We start from the raw sequence: 14,829 nt of genomic DNA on the forward strand, positions 1-14,829 counted from the left end.
TCGGCGAACTACCGTGCGCGGCATGACTGACACCACCCCGCACGCCGACGGTGCCGCCGGGACCGACGAGCGTCCGCCCCGGCTGACCCGGCTCACCTTCCACGGCCCGCTCTCCGAGGCGCGCGCCGCCAAGATGGTGGCGCGGCTCGCCGGGACACAACCCGCCACCGTGCTCGACATCGGCTGCGGCTGGGGCGAGTTGCTGCTCCGTGTGCTGGCCGCCGTACCGGGGGCCCGCGGCACCGGGATCGATCTGAACGGCGAGGACCTGGCCCGCGGGCGGCGCAACGCCGAGGCGCGGGGGCTCGCGGACCGGGTGGAGTTCGTCCAGGAGTCGGGTGTGGGCACCCGGCGCGGCCCCGCCGACCTGGTGCTGTGTCTGGGCGCCAGTCAGGCGCTGAGCACGGCCGATGCGCCCGCGCACACGGCCGAGGCCCTGCGCGAGCTGCGGCGGCTGGTCGCGGACGGCGGCCGGGTGCTGCTCGGTGAGGGCTTCTGGGAACGGACCCCGACGCCCGCGGAGCTGTCCGGTATCTGGCCGGACGCCTCCGCCGACGAGTACCACAGCCTGGCGGGGCTCCTCGACCTCGCGGTGGCGGCGGGGTTCCGGCCGGAGTGGACCGAGACCGCGAACACCGACGAGTGGGAGGAGTTCGAGTCGGCCTACCAGGCGGACACCGAGGTGTGGCTAGCCCACCACCCCGGGCATCCCCTGGCAGCCGAAACCCGCGCCCGCCTGGACCGCCACCGCACCCAGTGGACGACCTACCGCAACCTCCTGGGCCTCGCCTACCTCACCCTGATCCCCACCCACTAATCCCCAACGCCCCCGAAGGGGGCGCGGGGAACGGCTCGACCAACCACAACGGCCCCGCACCCGACGACCGACAGTCACCCCCAAAGGGGCGCGGGGAACTGCGCGACCAGCCCCAACGGCGCGCCAGCCGAACTACGGCCGATGCCCCCGAAGGGGGCGCGGGGAACTGCGCGACCAACCACGACGACGCGTAAGCCAAGAGACGGCCAATGCCCCCCAAAGGGGCGCGGGGAACGGCGCGACCAACCACAACGGCCCCGCACCCGAGGAACGGCCGATACCCCCGGAGGGGGCGCGGGGAACTGCGCGAACAGCCAAGACGGCCCCGCACCCGAGGAACGGCCGACACCCCCGGAGGGCTGTTCAGGCCGGGACATGTACCGTTTCCACCCGGCTGGCAACCAACCGCTCCCTCTCCCGCCGAGCCGCCCGCCGGCGCAACCGCAGTATCTGGCTGAGACCGAGCGCCTGGAGGACGAACACCACCGAGAACGCGACGGTGTAGTCGTCGTCGGTGGCGTCCAGCAGCACCCCGATGGCGAACAGGGTGGTCATGGAGGCGACGAAGCCGCCCATGTTGGTGATCCCGGACGCCGTGCCCTGCCGCTCCGGCGGATTGGCGGGGCGGGCGAAGTCGAAGCCGAGCATGGAGGCGGGTCCGCACGCACCCAGCACCGTGCACAACACCAGCAGCAGCCACATGGGCGCCCGCTCGGCCGGGTAGAGGAGGGTCGCCGCCCAGACGAGGGCGGTCGCGCCGACGGTGCCGAGGGCCAGCGGCAGCCGGGCCGCGTGGTGCCGGGCGACGATCTGGCCGTAGACCAGGCCGACCACCATGTTGGACAGCACGACGAGGGTCAGCAGTTCACCGGCCGTGGCACGGCTGAGGCCCTGGGCCTCGACCAGGAAGGGCAGCCCCCACAGCAGCAGGAACACCATCGCCGGGAACTGGGTGGTGAAGTGCACCCACAGCCCGAGCCGGGTCCCCGGCTCCCGCCAGGCCGCGGCGATCTGCCTGCGCACATAGGCGGAGCCCCGATGCGGGAACGGCTCCGGCTCATGGCCCTCCGGGTGGTCCTTCAGGAAGACCAGCAGAAGCACGAGGACCACCACGCCGGCCAGGGCGCTGCCGGCGAACGCCGGGGTCCAGCCGATGCCGTGCAGCAGCCGGGCGAGGACCAGCGTGGAGACCAGGTTGCCCGCCATGCCGACCAGGCCGGCGAGCTGGGCGACCAGCGGGCCGCGGCGCGCCGGGAACCAGCGGGTGCCCAGCCGCAGCACGCTGATGAACGTCATCGCGTCGCCGCAGCCGAGCAGGGCGCGCGAGGCGAGCGCCGTGCCGTACGACGGGGAGAAGGCGAAGCCCAGTTGGCCCGCCGTGAACAGCACCGCGCCCAGGCCCAGCACCTTCTTGGTGCCGAGCCGGTCGACGAGCAGGCCGACGGGTATCTGCATGCCCGCGTAGACGAGGAGTTGGACGATGGAGAACGTCGACAGGGCGGAGGCGTTCACATGGAAGCGGTCGACCGCGTCAAGACCGGCGACGCCCAGGGACGTACGGAAGATCACGGCGACGAAGTAGACCGCGACGCCTATGCCCCAGATGGCGATCGCGCGCCGGCCGCCCGGCGGGTCGCCGGGGAGGGTGGCGTTGCTCACCGCACCTCACCCCGTGCGAGGTGGGAGAACCAGCTGACGTGCCGGTGCACGATGCCGACGGCCGCCTCCGCGTCACCCGAGCGCAGCGCGTCAAGGATCTCCCCGTGCTCGGCGAGGGTCTTGGCGATCCGGTCCGGGTGGGAGTGCAGCACGGCGACGCCCATCCGCAACTGGCGGTCGCGGAGCTGGTCGTAGAGGCGGGACAGGATCTCGTTGCCGCCGCTGCGCACGATCTCGGCGTGGAAGCAGCGGTCGGTGACCGCGGCGGCGGCCAGGTCGCCGGCCGCCGCCTGCTCCTTCTGCCGTGCGAGGAGTTCCGTCAGCCGCTCGACAAGACCGGGCGGCGCGGGCACGGCCTTGCGCGCCGCGTGCTCCTCGACCAGCAGCCGGGTCTCCACGACGTCGGCGATCTCCTGCGCGGACACGGGCAGCACCAGGGCGCCCTTCTTCGGGTAGAGCCTGATCAGCCCTTCCACTTCGAGCCGTAGCAGCGCCTCGCGCACCGGCGTGCGCGAGACGCCGACGGCCTCGGCCAGTTCGCCCTCGGTCAAGAGGGTGCCGCCCTCGTAGCGGCGGTCCAGGACGCCCTGCTTGACATGGGCGTAGACGCGGTCGGCGGCGGGTGGCTGCTTCACGGGAGCGGACGGTGCGGGCGGCGCTGAAGGCATGCGCACATCATAGATACATCACGTACGCATGACATGAGCCGTCCACGATGCGGACCGCGCGGCGGACCGGTGCGTCCTGGACCACCCGGACGGACACACCGCGGCGACATCCGGATGTCCCGGGCGGGAGAGCACAACCATCTGTGCTACTCACGTGTCACACACGTGCGGCCCTATTCCGTGCCACCACAACCCGGCCGCACACCAGGCGCATTCACACAATCGGGGTACCTAACTTGATAAACGGCACCAAGGGCATCCACATGCGCAGAGCTGTCGCCGTCGCCGTCACGTCCGGCGCCATGCTCGCCACCGGAGCCCTCACCGCGGCGCCCGCTCAGGCCGTGACCACGCCGTCGATCGCGGCCAAGGGCGGCTATGTCATGAACAACGCGAACGCCAAGTCGCTGTACACCAAGGCGGCCGACACCCGGCGTTCGACGGGCTCCACCACGAAGATCATGACCGCCAAGGTCGTGCTCGCCCAGTCGAACCTGAACCTGGACGCCAAGGTCACGATCCAGAAGGCGTACAGCGACTACATCGTGTCGAAGAACGCCTCGTCGGCCCGTCTGATCGTCGGCGACAAGGTCACCGTACGCCAGTTGCTGTACGGCCTCATGCTGCCGTCCGGCTGCGACGCCGCCTACGCGCTCGCCGACAAGTTCGGTACGGGCTCGACGCGGGCCGCGCGCGTGAAGTCGTTCATCGGCAAGATGAACACGACCGCGAAGAACCTCGGCCTGACGAACACGCACTTCGATTCGTTCGACGGCATCGGCAACGGCTCCAACTACTCGACACCGCGCGATCTGACGAAGCTCACCAGCAGCGCGATGAAGAGTTCCACGTTCCGTGCGGTCGTCAAGACCAAGAAGTACACGGCGAAGACGATCACCAAGACCGGCAGCACCCGCACGATGCAGCCGTGGACCAACACGAACACGCTGCTCAGCAGCTACAGCGGCGCGATCGGTGTGAAGACGGGATCGGGCCCGGAGGCCAAGTACTGCCTGGTCTTCGCGGCCACCCGGAACGGCAAGACGGTCATCGGCACCGTCCTCGCCTCCACGGACTCCACCCAGCGCGCCAAGGACGCCACCAAGCTCCTCAACTACGGCTTCGCCAAGCTGGGCTGACGCACCGCACCGTGTGACGAGAGGGGCCCGCCGCATCCAGCGGCGGGCCCCTCTTTCGTGCGGAACCGGTCGGGCGCTCCCGGGTCACCCCCAGGTGATCAGGCGCTTCGGCTGTTCCAGGACGGCCGCCACGTCGGCGAGCACCTTGGAGCCCAACTCGCCGTCCACCAGGCGGTGGTCGAAGCTCAGCGCCAGGGTGGTGACCTGCCGCGGCTTCACCTTGCCCTTGTGGACCCACGGCTGGAGCTTGATCGCGCCGACCGCGAGGATCGCGGACTCACCGGGGTTGAGGATCGGTGTGCCGGTGTCGACGCCAAAGACACCGACGTTGGTGATCGTCACCGTCCCGCCCTGCATCGCCGCCGGGCTGGTCCGTCCCTCACGCGCCGTCGACACCAACTCGCTCAGCTCCCGCGCCAGTTGCGGAAGCGTCTTGAGGTGCGCGTCCTTGATGTTCGGGACGATCAGGCCGCGCGGGGTCGCCGCCGCGATGCCCAGGTTCACATAGTGCTTGAGGACGATCTCCTGAGCCGCCTCGTCCCAGGAGGCGTTGATGTCGGGGTGGCGCTTGACCGCGACCAGCAGGGCCTTGGCGATCAGCAGCAGCGGGGAGACCCGCAGCCCCTGCATCTCCTTGTCCTGCTTCAGCTCCTCCACCAGTTTCATCGTGCGTGTCACGTCGACCGTCACGAACTCCGTGACATGCGGTGCCGTGAACGCCGAGCCGACCATGGCCTGCGCGGTCGCCCTGCGCACGCCCTTGACCGGGACGCGGGTCTCGCGCGCGCCGTCATAGCCGACCACCGGAGCCGGGGCGGCGGGGGCCGGGAGCGGGGCCGCGGCCTCGGGCTCGGCCACCGTGGCGGTCACCGCGGCGTGCACGTCCTCGCGGGTGATGACGCCGTCCGGGCCCGACGGTGTCACCGTCGCCAGGTCGACGCCGAGGTCCTTCGCGAGCTTGCGCACCGGCGGCTTGGCGAGCGGCCGGGGCGCCGCGGGCACGCCGGCGCGGCCGTTCAGCTCGGTCTGGACCGCCTGGGCGGCCTCGGCGGCGGCCTCGGGGGCCTTGCGCGGGCGGCGTCTGGTCGCGGACGTCGCGACGCCGTACCCGACGAGCACCGGCTGCCGGGCCGGTGCCGCGGGCTCCGCCTCGGGCGACTCGGGCGCCTTGGGCCGCTCGGACTCCTGGGGCGCGGCGGGGGCGGGCACGGAGGCGCCGCCGGCCACGTCCACCGCGATGATCGCGGTACCCACATCGACCGTGGTGCCCTCCGGGAAGCGCAGCTCACGGACCACGCCGTCGTAGGGGATGGGGAGTTCCACGGCCGCCTTGGCGGTCTCGACCTCGCACACCACCTGGCCGTCGGTCACCGTGTCGCCCGGCTGGACGTGCCACTTCAGGATCTCCGCCTCGGTGAGCCCCTCGCCCACGTCGGGCATCTTGAACTCGCGTACGGACGCGTCCGTCATCGTCGTCACGACCCTCTCCTCAGTACGCCAGGGCACGGTCGACGGCGTCGAGCACCCGGTCCAGGTCCGGCAGGTACTCCTCCTCCAGGCGCGCCGGCGGATACGGGGCGTGGTAGCCGCCCACCCGCAGGACCGGTGCCTCCAGGTGGTAGAAGCAGCGCTCCGTGATCCGGGCGGCGATCTCGGCGCCCGAGCCGAAGAACACCGGCGCCTCGTGGACGACGACCAGCCGGCGGGTTCTCTCGACCGACGCCTGGATCGAGTCGAAGTCCAGCGGGGACACCGAGCGCAGGTCGAGGACTTCCAGGGACCTGCCCTCCTCGGCCGCCGCGGCGGCGACTTCCTGACAGAGCTTCACCATCGGGCCGTACGCGGCGAGGGTCAGATCGGTGCCCGCGCGCACCACGCGCGCCTTGTGCAGCGGGTCCGGGATCGCCTCGGTGTTGACCTCGGCCTTGTCCCAGTAGCGCCGCTTGGGCTCGAAGTAGATCACCGGGTCGTCGCTCTGGATGGCCTGCTGCATCATCCAGTAGGCGTCCGATGCGTCGGACGGGGAGACGATCTTCAGCCCCGCCACGTGCGCGAACAGGGCCTCGGGGGATTCGGAGTGGTGCTCGACCGCGCCGATGCCGCCGCCGTAGGGGATGCGGACGACGACGGGGAGCTTGACCTTGCCCAGCGAGCGCGCGTGCATCTTCGCGAGCTGGGTGACGATCTGGTCGTACGCCGGGAAGACGAAGCCGTCGAACTGGATCTCCACCACCGGGCGGTAGCCGCGCAGGGCCAGGCCGATCGCCGTGCCGACGATGCCCGACTCGGCGAGCGGGGTGTCGATGACGCGGCTCTCGCCGAAGTCCTTCTGCAGGCCGTCGGTGACCCGGAAGACGCCGCCGAGCTTGCCGACGTCCTCGCCCATGACGAGGACCTTGGGGTCCGCCTCCAGGGCGCGGCGCAGCGACTCGTTGATCGCCTTGGCCAGAGGCATGTTCCTGGTGGCCATGGTCTCCGCTGCCATGATCAGACCCCCTCTGCGTCCGCGAACGACGCCTGGTAGGCGGCGAACTGGGCTCGCTCCTCGTCGACGAGCGCATGCCCGTCCGCGTACACGTTCTCGAAGATGGCGAAGGTGTCCGGGTCCGGCATGGCGCGGACCACTTCGCGCACTCGTCTGCCCAACGCTTCGCTCTCCGTCTCAAGTTCCGCGAAGAATCCCTCGTCCGCGTGGTTTGCGGACTCCAGATAGCGGCGAAGGCGCAGGATCGGGTCCTTCGCCTCCCAGGCGGCGCGTTCGTCGTCGTGCCGGTAGCGGGTGGGGTCGTCGGAGGTGGTGTGGGCGCCCATCCGGTAGGTGTACGCCTCGACCAGCGTCGGGCCCTCGCCGTTGCGGGCGCGTTCCAGCGCCCAGCGGGTGACGGCGAGGCAGGCCAGCACGTCGTTGCCGTCCACCCGGACGCCGGGGAAGCCGTAGCCCTGCGCGCGCTGGTAGAGCGGGACGCGGGTCTGCTTCTCGGTCGGCTCGGAGATCGCCCACTGGTTGTTCTGGCAGAAGAACACGACCGGGGCGTTGTAGACCGCGGAGAAGGTGAACGACTCGGCCACGTCGCCCTGGCTGGAGGCGCCGTCGCCGAAGTAGGCGATCACCGCGCTGTCCGCGCCGTCCTTGGCGACGCCCATCGCGTAGCCGGTGGCGTGCAGGGTCTGGGAGCCGATGACGATCGTGTAGAGGTGGAAGTTGTTGCTGTTGGGGTCCCAGCCGCCGTGGTTGACGCCGCGGAACATGCCGAGCAGGTTCGTCGGGTCGACGCCGCGGCACCAGGCGACGCCGTGCTCGCGGTAGGTCGGGAAGACGTAGTCGTCCGGCCGGGTGGCCCGGCCTGAGCCGATCTGGGCGGCCTCCTGGCCCAGCAGCGAGGCCCACAGGCCCAGTTCGCCCTGGCGCTGCAGGGCGGTGGCCTCGGCGTCGAAGCGGCGGGTGAGCACCATGTCGCGGTACAGCCCGCGCAGCTCTTCGGGGGTGATGTCGGCGACGTACCGGGCGTACTCGGAAAGTTGCGCCAGGTGCGCGTTCTTCGCGTTCTTCGCGATCCTGACGCGCTTGCCCTCCGGGGTGAGCAACTGAACCAACTCGGGTTCGGTGCCCCTTGTCGCGCCGGTGCTGGTGTTGCTGGTGGTGGTGCCGGTGGTGCCGGCCTTGCCTGCGGCGCTGCGTCGCGGCTTGCGCGCGGCACTGCTGTCCACGGTCACGTGTGCTCCTCCGTCGGTCCGGCTCCCGGGGTTGCCGGGTAACCAGTGCGGCTCACCGATTCCAGACCACCGGGCACGGGGTGGGTGCCGCTCGGCCGGGAACTGGCGGGACAGGTGCCCCGGCGAGCGCCCCGCAAGGTCACGTTACCCAGTGCACCACATTTCTGTGAAACCCCTCCTGACCTGCGTTTTTGCTTGGATTTCCAAGTAAATCGACGCGGACTGGAAGGTCGCTGGTCACAGCCTTGCAGGAGGCCGGAGCAACGGCACGTTATCCCGGCCGACCAGGCCACGGGAAGACTCCGTCGGGCCCGCAGAAAGCGCCGCACCGAGCCCACGGCCGGGCACGACGGAGCGGGTCGCTTCCCTTAGATGCGCTCGCGAGACCGTGCCCACCAGGGGCGCGGGGAACTGCGCGACCAGCCACAACGCGCCCGCAGCCGAGCACGGCGCGCAGTGCGGCACGATCATGGCGGGTGCCTCGCGGAGCGCCGGGAAACCGTTCCCCAGCCGAACCCCGTCACTTCGATCACCTATCGTGATCGAAAGCGACTGTCTGCGACAACGCCCAGCTCACCGGCCCTTTTCGTGCCCTAGCATCTGGCGCGTGCCGCGCTCTTGTGTACCACCTCTTGCACCACCTCTCATGCCCCGCGTGCCCCCGCTGGGCGCCCTGCTGCGCCTGTACGCCGCCGGTTCCGCCGTCGCCTGCGAGCCCGTCGACCAGGGGCTGCTCAACCGCGGCTACCGCCTGCGCACCACCCGTGGCCGCTACTTCCTCAAGCACCACTTCGACCCGGACACCGCCGATCCGGCCGCGATCGAACGCCGGCACCGGGCCACCCAGCGCCTGGCCGACCTCGGCGTGCCGGTGGCCCCGCCGCTGGCCCGTCGCGACGGCCGCACGGTCGCCGTCGTCGGCGGCCACGCCTACGCCCTGCACCCCTGGATCGACGGCAGGCACCGGCACGGCGGACAGCTCACGACGGGTCAGTGCGGCCGGCTCGGGGGGCTGCTGGGGGCCGTGCACGCCTGCCTGGAGCGGGTGATGCCGCCCAAGGCGGGCACCCGCCCCGCCACGAGCCCCCATCCGGTGGAGAGCGCCGACCCCGCCGACACCTTCGCCCTCATCGACGACCTGCTCGCCCATGTGCGCCGGCACCGCCCGAACGACGCCTTCGACGCACTGGCCGGACGCCGCCTCCTGGAGCGGCGCGCGCTCCTGGAACAGCACGCCGGCCGGCGTCCCCCGCGCGGCGGCTCGGTGGGCTGGGTGCACGGCGACTTCCATCCGTTCAACCTGCTCTACAAGGGGGATTCGCCCGCCGCGATCGTCGACTGGGACCGGCTCGGCGTGCAGCCCCGCGCCGAGGAGGCGGTCCGCGCCGCGGCGATCTTCTTCGTGCGGCCCGCGGGCGCCCTCGACCTGCCGAAGGTGCGGGCCTACGCACGCGCGTACCGGCGTGCGGCCGGGGCCACGCCCGCGCAGTTCGCCGCCGCCGTGCACCGGGTGTGGTGGGAACGGCTCAACGACTTCTGGATGCTGCGCTGGCACTACGAGCGCGGCGACACCCGCGCGGACCCCCAGTTCCCGGCCGCCTCGGCGCTCGCGGTGTGGTGGACACGGGAGTACGACGCGGTGTGCGACGCCTTCATGGAATGACCGGCATGACCGGCATGACCGGCATGACGCGCATGACCGGCGGGACCCGCATGACCCGCATGACCCGCGGGACCCGCATGACCCGCGGGACCCGCATGACCCGCGGGACCCGCATGACCGGCGTGAGGTTCATGACCGGCGGGACCGTCACGCGCGCGTGGGGCGTCGTTCCTCTCTCACGCGCGCGGGGAGGCCGCTTCGGACGCCGTCCTTCAAGGGCCCTCGCCCGTGTCGCCGCCCGTGGTGCCCTGGTCCGTGCCGCCTGGATCGGACGGTGTGTCCGACGGCTCCGGCTGCGACGAGGTCCCCGGGTTCGACGGCTGCTCGCTGGTCTGCGGGTTCGAGGGCTGCTGGCTCTGCTCGCTGCTCTCGGTCGCGGACGGGGTGAACGAGGGCTGCGGCGGCGGCACGTAGTCGGAGTTGTCGCCCGAGTCCGAGGAGCCGCCCGTGGCCGTGTCGGTCGCCGTGCCGGTCGCCTCGTCGGTCGGGCTCTCGTCGGCCGTCTCGTCCTTGGTGGTCTGCGAGGTGGTCGGCGACTCGCTGACGCCCGGACCGCCTCCGCCGCCGCTGCCGGAGTTGTTCAGCGCCAGTGCCACGCCTGCGGCGATCGCGATCACCGCGAGCACGGCCAGGATCCACAGCTTGCCCCGGCCGCTGCCCTTGTTGCCGTGCCCCTCGAAGCCGCCGTCGTCGCCGCCTCCGTACCCGGAGGGCAGGATCGGCTGCGGGATCTGCGTGGTGCCGGCGCCGTACTCGCCGGGGTGCTGCATCGCCGTCGTGCCCGCGAAGCCGCCCGCCGGGGTGTGCCGGCCCTCGTGCGGCTCCACCGGGCCGGTGTTCCAGGTGCCCGTGTGGCTGCCCTGCTCGTACAGCATCTGCAGGCCGTACTGCACCAGGCCGCGCATCTCCTCGGCCGTCTGGAAGCGGTCGTCCGGTTCCTTGGCCAGGGAACGCATCACCAGACCGTCCAGCTCCGGCGGCGAGGCGTCGGACACCTCGGACGGGGGCGTCGGGATGTCCTGGACGTGCTGGTAGACCACGGAGAGCGGGGTCTCTCCGACGAAGGGGGGCCGCAGCGCGAGGAGTTCGTACAGCAGGCAGCCGGTCGCGTACAGGTCGGAGCGGTGGTCGACCGCCTTGCCGAGCGCCTGTTCCGGGGACAGGTACTGCGGGGTGCCCATGACCATGCCGGTCTGCGTCATCGTCGTCGACGCGCCGTGCAGCGCGCGGGCGATGCCGAAGTCCATGACCTTGACGGCGCCGTTGTGGGTGATGATGACGTTGGCCGGCTTGATGTCGCGGTGCACGATGCCGTGCTGGTGCGAGTAGGCCAGCGCCTCAAGGACCCCGGAGACGATGATCAGGGCCTGCTCGGGGCCGGGCGCCTCGGCGTTGATCAGCAGGTCGCGGATGGTGCGGCCCTCGACCAGCTCCATGACGATGTACGGCACGGACTGGCCGCCCACGACGTCCTCGCCGGAGTCGTACACGGCGACGATGGCGTGGTGGTTGAGGCCGGCCACCGACTGGGCCTCGCGCGTGAAGCGGGCCTTGGAGACCGGGTCCTCGGCCAGGTCGGACCGGAGCAGCTTGACCGCGACGGTGCGCCCGAGACGCACGTCCTCGGCGGCGAAGACCTCGGCCATGCCGCCCCGGCCGAGTCTGCGGGTCAGCCGGTACCGGCCATCGCCGACGAGCCCTCCGTTGCCCCACATCTCCGGCGTGTCTGACATGCCGCCGCCAGTCGCCTCGGGGTCGGACGGGCCCTGGGCGCTGTGCGTCTGTGCCATCGGTCCTCGCCGTCGTTTCTGCCCGCGGTGCGCGCGGTGTTGTCACGGTCTCCGTCGGCCACGCTACAGCCTCCGCGCAAGCCCCTGGTCCGGTACCGGTGCCGTGGCCGGTCCGAGACGGACCGGCCATGAAACCCGCTACCGGCGCCGTCGTGCAAATTCTGTGCACCGGTCGTACAGCGGCTGTAACGCTTCCGCGACGCTTCTTTCGCGTACGGTCACGGAACGGGCACCGAGCTTGACGTGTCAGTGCCCTCGGGCAGACTTGGCCGGGAATGACACATTCGATCAACGGGGCGCCTGACGGCCTACTGGGGGACGCGGAAACATGAGCCAGGACGGCGCACAGGGCCGGTACGCGGGGAGGGCTCTCGCGGGCGGCCGCTACCAGCTGCGCGACTTGCTCGGCGAGGGCGGCATGGCCTCGGTGCACCTGGCGTACGACGCCGTGCTGGACCGCCAGGTCGCGATCAAGACACTGCACACCGAGCTGGGCCGGGAACAGGCGTTCCGCGAGCGCTTCCGCCGCGAGGCACAGGCCGTGGCGAAGCTCACGCACACCAACATCGTCTCGGTCTTCGACACCGGCGAGGACGATCTGGACGGCATGACCACGCCGTACATCGTCATGGAGTACATCGAGGGGCGCCCGCTGGGCTCGGTGCTGGAGGGGGACATCCGGCAGCAGGGCGCGATGCCCGCCGACAAGGCGCTGAAGATCACCGCGGATGTGCTGGCGGCCCTGGAGATCAGCCATGAGATGGGGCTGGTCCACCGCGACATCAAGCCGGGCAACGTGATGATGACCAAGCGCGGCGTCGTCAAGGTGATGGACTTCGGCATCGCCCGCGCCATGCAGTCCGGTGTCACGTCCATGACGCAGACCGGCATGGTGGTCGGCACCCCGCAGTACCTCTCGCCCGAGCAGGCGCTGGGCCGGGGCGTGGACGCCCGCTCGGACCTGTACTCCGTCGGCATCATGCTGTTCCAACTGGTCACGGGGCGGCTGCCGTTCGACGCGGACTCGCCGCTCGCGATCGCGTACGCGCATGTGCAGGAGGAGCCGCCGATACCCTCCGCGATCAACCGCGCGCTGCCGCCCGCGGTGGACGCGCTGGTCTCCCGCGCACTGAAGAAGAACCCGAACGAGCGTTTCCCGACCGCCGAGTCGATGCGCGACGAGTGCCTGCGTGTCGCCGCGTCCTTCCAGGCGGCACCGCCGAGCATCGTCCCCGGGGCCCCGGCGCAGAGCGGCGCGGGCGTCGGCTCCGCGGTGTTCCCGCCGGTCGACCGGAGCACCCCGGCGCCCACCGGCCCGGTGCAGACGCCGTACCAGCCGGCCACGGGCCCGAACCCGTACGGCACGCCGACGCCCGCCTCGGCGTACGGCTACCCGCAGCAGGGCGGCTACCAGACGCCGGCCCCGGCCGGATACGCCCAGCAGACCCCGTCGACCCCGCCGCCGTACAACCTGACGCCCTCGTCCTCCACGCAGTCGCCGGGCTCGGGCGGCGGCAAGGGGAACAGGCCGGTGATCATCGGCTCGATCGCGGTGTCCCTGGTCGCGGTCGTCGCGCTGGTCCTGGCGCTCACCCTGAACAACGGCGGCACAAGCGACGACGCCAAGGGCGGCGGCAGCGCCTCGGTCTCGGCATCCCACGCGGAGGGCTACCGCGGCCCGGACCCGTCGAAGACGATCGAGACGTCCGAGTGCACGGAGCCGCATGAGTCGTACGACGACCCGGACAAGATCCGCGTGCCCAGCTTCAGGTTCAAGTACATCAAGTCGGTCAAGGCGTGCTTCCAGGCCGCGGGCTGGGAGATGAAGGTCGTCGACGTCGACGAGAACACCTACGGCGACGGCACGATCATGGACCAGTTCCCCGCCGCCGACACGGACGTCGACCCGAAGGACATGCCCACGATCCAGCTCAAGGTCTCCACGGGCAACCCGGCCACCGGCTGAGCCGCGCCCCCATCACGTCGAGGGCCCGGCGGCACACCGCCGGGCCCTTCGTGGTCAGGTGATCTACAGGTACGGCCCGCCCGCGCGGCCACCCGGGTGCTTTTCGTCGCCCTCGTGACCCACGCCCGGCGGCAGCGCACGGCGCATCTGCTCCAGCTGGGCGCGGGCGGCCATCTGCTGGGCGAACAGCGTCGTCTGGATCCCGTGGAAGAGACCCTCCAGCCAGCCCACCAACTGGGCCTGCGCGATCCGCAACTCCGCGTCGCTGGGCGTGGCGCCGTCGGTGAAGGGCAGGGAGAGCCGCTCCAGCTCCTCGACCAGCTCCGGGGCGAGACCGTCCTCCAGCTCCTTCACCGAGCTGCGGTGGATCTCCTTGAGCCGGGCGCGGCTCGCCTCGTCCAGCGGAGCGGCGCGCACCTCCTCCAGAAGCTGCTTGATCATGCTTCCGATCCGCATGACCTTGGCGGGCTGCTCCACCTGCTCCGTCACCGGGATCTCGCGGGAGTCGTCGTCTCCTCCGCCGCCGAGCGCCATCCCGTCCTGGCCCACGACCAGGATCTGGGGGTTCTCGGGCGACCTTTCGTTCCTCGGCATCTCCATGCCGCCATTGTCGCGCACACCCGCGCCTCACCACGGTGCGCCCCCCAGTGCGTCCGATCCGGGGTTTAGACCCGACGGCGCAGTCCGGAATGCCGGACGTATCAACACATGTGAGGCTGGGTTGCGTCGATCTTGGCGACCGGGCTCCGGGAGGTCACCGACGTGACTCCATGGCTGCGTTCCACATTCCGTCTCGTACGGCTGCTGCTCGTGCTGGCGGCGGTCCTCGTGCCGTGCGGCACGGCCGGCGCGTACGCGCCCGAGGCCGCGCCCCCGGACACTCCGGGCCCCTCGGCCTCCGCCGACCCGTCCCGGGCCGGCGGCCGGCCGGGACGGCAGGACGGTCCCGCGGCGCACACCGAAGGGGTGGACGACAGGGAAGACAGGGAAGACAGGGCCCAAGGCAACGACGCGGAGCGCGAAAGCGACGACGGCGACGGGGCCTCGCCGGACTCCGGCTGGCGGGGGCACCACCACGGCGGCCGTGACGGCCATGACGACCGCGACGGCTACGACGACGGCTCCGACGACGCGGCCCCCACCGCGTCCGAATCCACCCAGCAGGCCGGCCTCGCCCCCTCCGCGACCCCGCCGACCGCGGACGCCGCCCAGGGCCGGGCGAACGCCTCCGAGCCCGCGCTGCGGCTGCTGCCGCTGGGCAGCGGCCTCGTCCTCATCGGCCTGGGCCTCGCCCTCGCCTTCGTGGGCCTACGCCTCCGCCGAGGCTGAGGCCCGCCCCTGCGGGGGGCTTGGCCGGTCCTTCCAGTGCGGCAGCGCTGTGGTCAATTGCGCAGTTCCCCGCGCCCCTAACAA

The 14,829-nt window shown here is 71.4% G+C and carries 12 protein-coding genes; 5 read left to right on the forward strand and 7 right to left on the reverse strand.

What is annotated here, in order from left to right; genetic code table 11:
* Nucleotides 1–22: 22 nt before the first annotated feature.
* Nucleotides 23–817: an SAM-dependent methyltransferase gene (locus AC27LF_RS40245; RefSeq protein WP_479661335.1), complete on the forward strand. Its 795-nt coding sequence runs from the start codon at nucleotides 23–25 to the stop codon at nucleotides 815–817.
* A gap of 363 nt (nucleotides 818–1,180) precedes the next feature.
* Here the strand turns inward: AC27LF_RS40245 and AC27LF_RS40250 are convergent, their stop codons facing one another.
* A complete protein-coding gene (locus AC27LF_RS40250) occupies nucleotides 1,181–2,476 on the reverse strand; it encodes an MFS transporter (RefSeq protein ID WP_479661336.1) in 1,296 nt (431 codons plus the stop codon).
* Nucleotides 2,473–3,144 (reverse strand): GntR family transcriptional regulator, encoded by a 672-nt coding sequence (locus AC27LF_RS40255; protein WP_479661337.1) that lies wholly within the window; start codon nucleotides 3,142–3,144, stop codon nucleotides 2,473–2,475. The genes AC27LF_RS40250 and AC27LF_RS40255 overlap by 4 nt, the downstream gene beginning before the upstream one ends.
* Nucleotides 3,145–3,407: 263 nt before the next feature.
* On the opposite strand from AC27LF_RS40255, the gene AC27LF_RS40260 reads away from it, so the two are divergent.
* The gene (locus AC27LF_RS40260) at nucleotides 3,408–4,283 is read left to right on the forward strand and encodes a D-alanyl-D-alanine carboxypeptidase family protein (protein ID WP_479661338.1); all 876 of its coding nucleotides are present in this window, start codon (nucleotides 3,408–3,410) and stop codon (nucleotides 4,281–4,283) included.
* An 84-nt stretch (nucleotides 4,284–4,367) separates the two neighbouring features.
* On the opposite strand, the gene AC27LF_RS40265 is transcribed toward AC27LF_RS40260, so the two are convergent.
* Genes AC27LF_RS40265 through pdhA form a run of 3 tightly spaced genes read right to left on the reverse strand, consistent with a single transcriptional unit; the run spans nucleotide 4,368 to nucleotide 7,997 of the window.
* Complete coding sequence (locus tag AC27LF_RS40265) at nucleotides 4,368–5,762, reverse strand: dihydrolipoamide acetyltransferase family protein (protein WP_479661339.1); 1,395 nt, start codon at nucleotides 5,760–5,762, stop codon at nucleotides 4,368–4,370.
* A gap of 10 nt (nucleotides 5,763–5,772) precedes the next feature.
* Entirely contained in the window at nucleotides 5,773–6,768 is a 996-nt protein-coding gene (locus tag AC27LF_RS40270) for an alpha-ketoacid dehydrogenase subunit beta (RefSeq protein WP_479661340.1), read from the reverse strand.
* Nucleotides 6,769–6,770: 2 nt separating this feature from the next.
* The gene (gene pdhA, locus AC27LF_RS40275) at nucleotides 6,771–7,997 is read right to left on the reverse strand and encodes a pyruvate dehydrogenase (acetyl-transferring) E1 component subunit alpha (RefSeq protein WP_479661341.1); all 1,227 of its coding nucleotides are present in this window, start codon (nucleotides 7,995–7,997) and stop codon (nucleotides 6,771–6,773) included.
* A gap of 646 nt (nucleotides 7,998–8,643) precedes the next feature.
* Here pdhA and AC27LF_RS40280 point away from each other — a divergent pair.
* Nucleotides 8,644–9,660: a phosphotransferase gene (locus AC27LF_RS40280; protein ID WP_479661342.1), complete on the forward strand. Its 1,017-nt coding sequence runs from the start codon at nucleotides 8,644–8,646 to the stop codon at nucleotides 9,658–9,660.
* Between the two features lie 212 nt (nucleotides 9,661–9,872).
* Here the strand turns inward: AC27LF_RS40280 and AC27LF_RS40285 are convergent, their stop codons facing one another.
* The gene (locus AC27LF_RS40285) at nucleotides 9,873–11,450 is read right to left on the reverse strand and encodes a protein kinase domain-containing protein (protein ID WP_479661343.1); all 1,578 of its coding nucleotides are present in this window, start codon (nucleotides 11,448–11,450) and stop codon (nucleotides 9,873–9,875) included.
* Between the two features lie 328 nt (nucleotides 11,451–11,778).
* Between AC27LF_RS40285 and AC27LF_RS40290 the strand changes: the two genes are divergently transcribed.
* The gene (locus AC27LF_RS40290; protein ID WP_479661344.1) at nucleotides 11,779–13,416 is read left to right on the forward strand and encodes a Stk1 family PASTA domain-containing Ser/Thr kinase; all 1,638 of its coding nucleotides are present in this window, start codon (nucleotides 11,779–11,781) and stop codon (nucleotides 13,414–13,416) included.
* Between the two features lie 63 nt (nucleotides 13,417–13,479).
* Here the strand turns inward: AC27LF_RS40290 and AC27LF_RS40295 are convergent, their stop codons facing one another.
* On the reverse strand, nucleotides 13,480–14,016 hold the full coding sequence (locus AC27LF_RS40295) for a bacterial proteasome activator family protein (protein WP_351731263.1): 537 nt from the start codon (nucleotides 14,014–14,016) through the stop codon (nucleotides 13,480–13,482).
* 162 nt (nucleotides 14,017–14,178) lie between these two features.
* On the opposite strand from AC27LF_RS40295, the gene AC27LF_RS40300 reads away from it, so the two are divergent.
* Complete coding sequence (locus AC27LF_RS40300; protein ID WP_479664354.1) at nucleotides 14,179–14,745, forward strand: hypothetical protein; 567 nt, start codon at nucleotides 14,179–14,181, stop codon at nucleotides 14,743–14,745.
* Nucleotides 14,746–14,829: the final 84 nt, after the last annotated feature.

The sequence above is a fragment of the Streptomyces diversicolor genome (genome assembly GCF_057537855.1).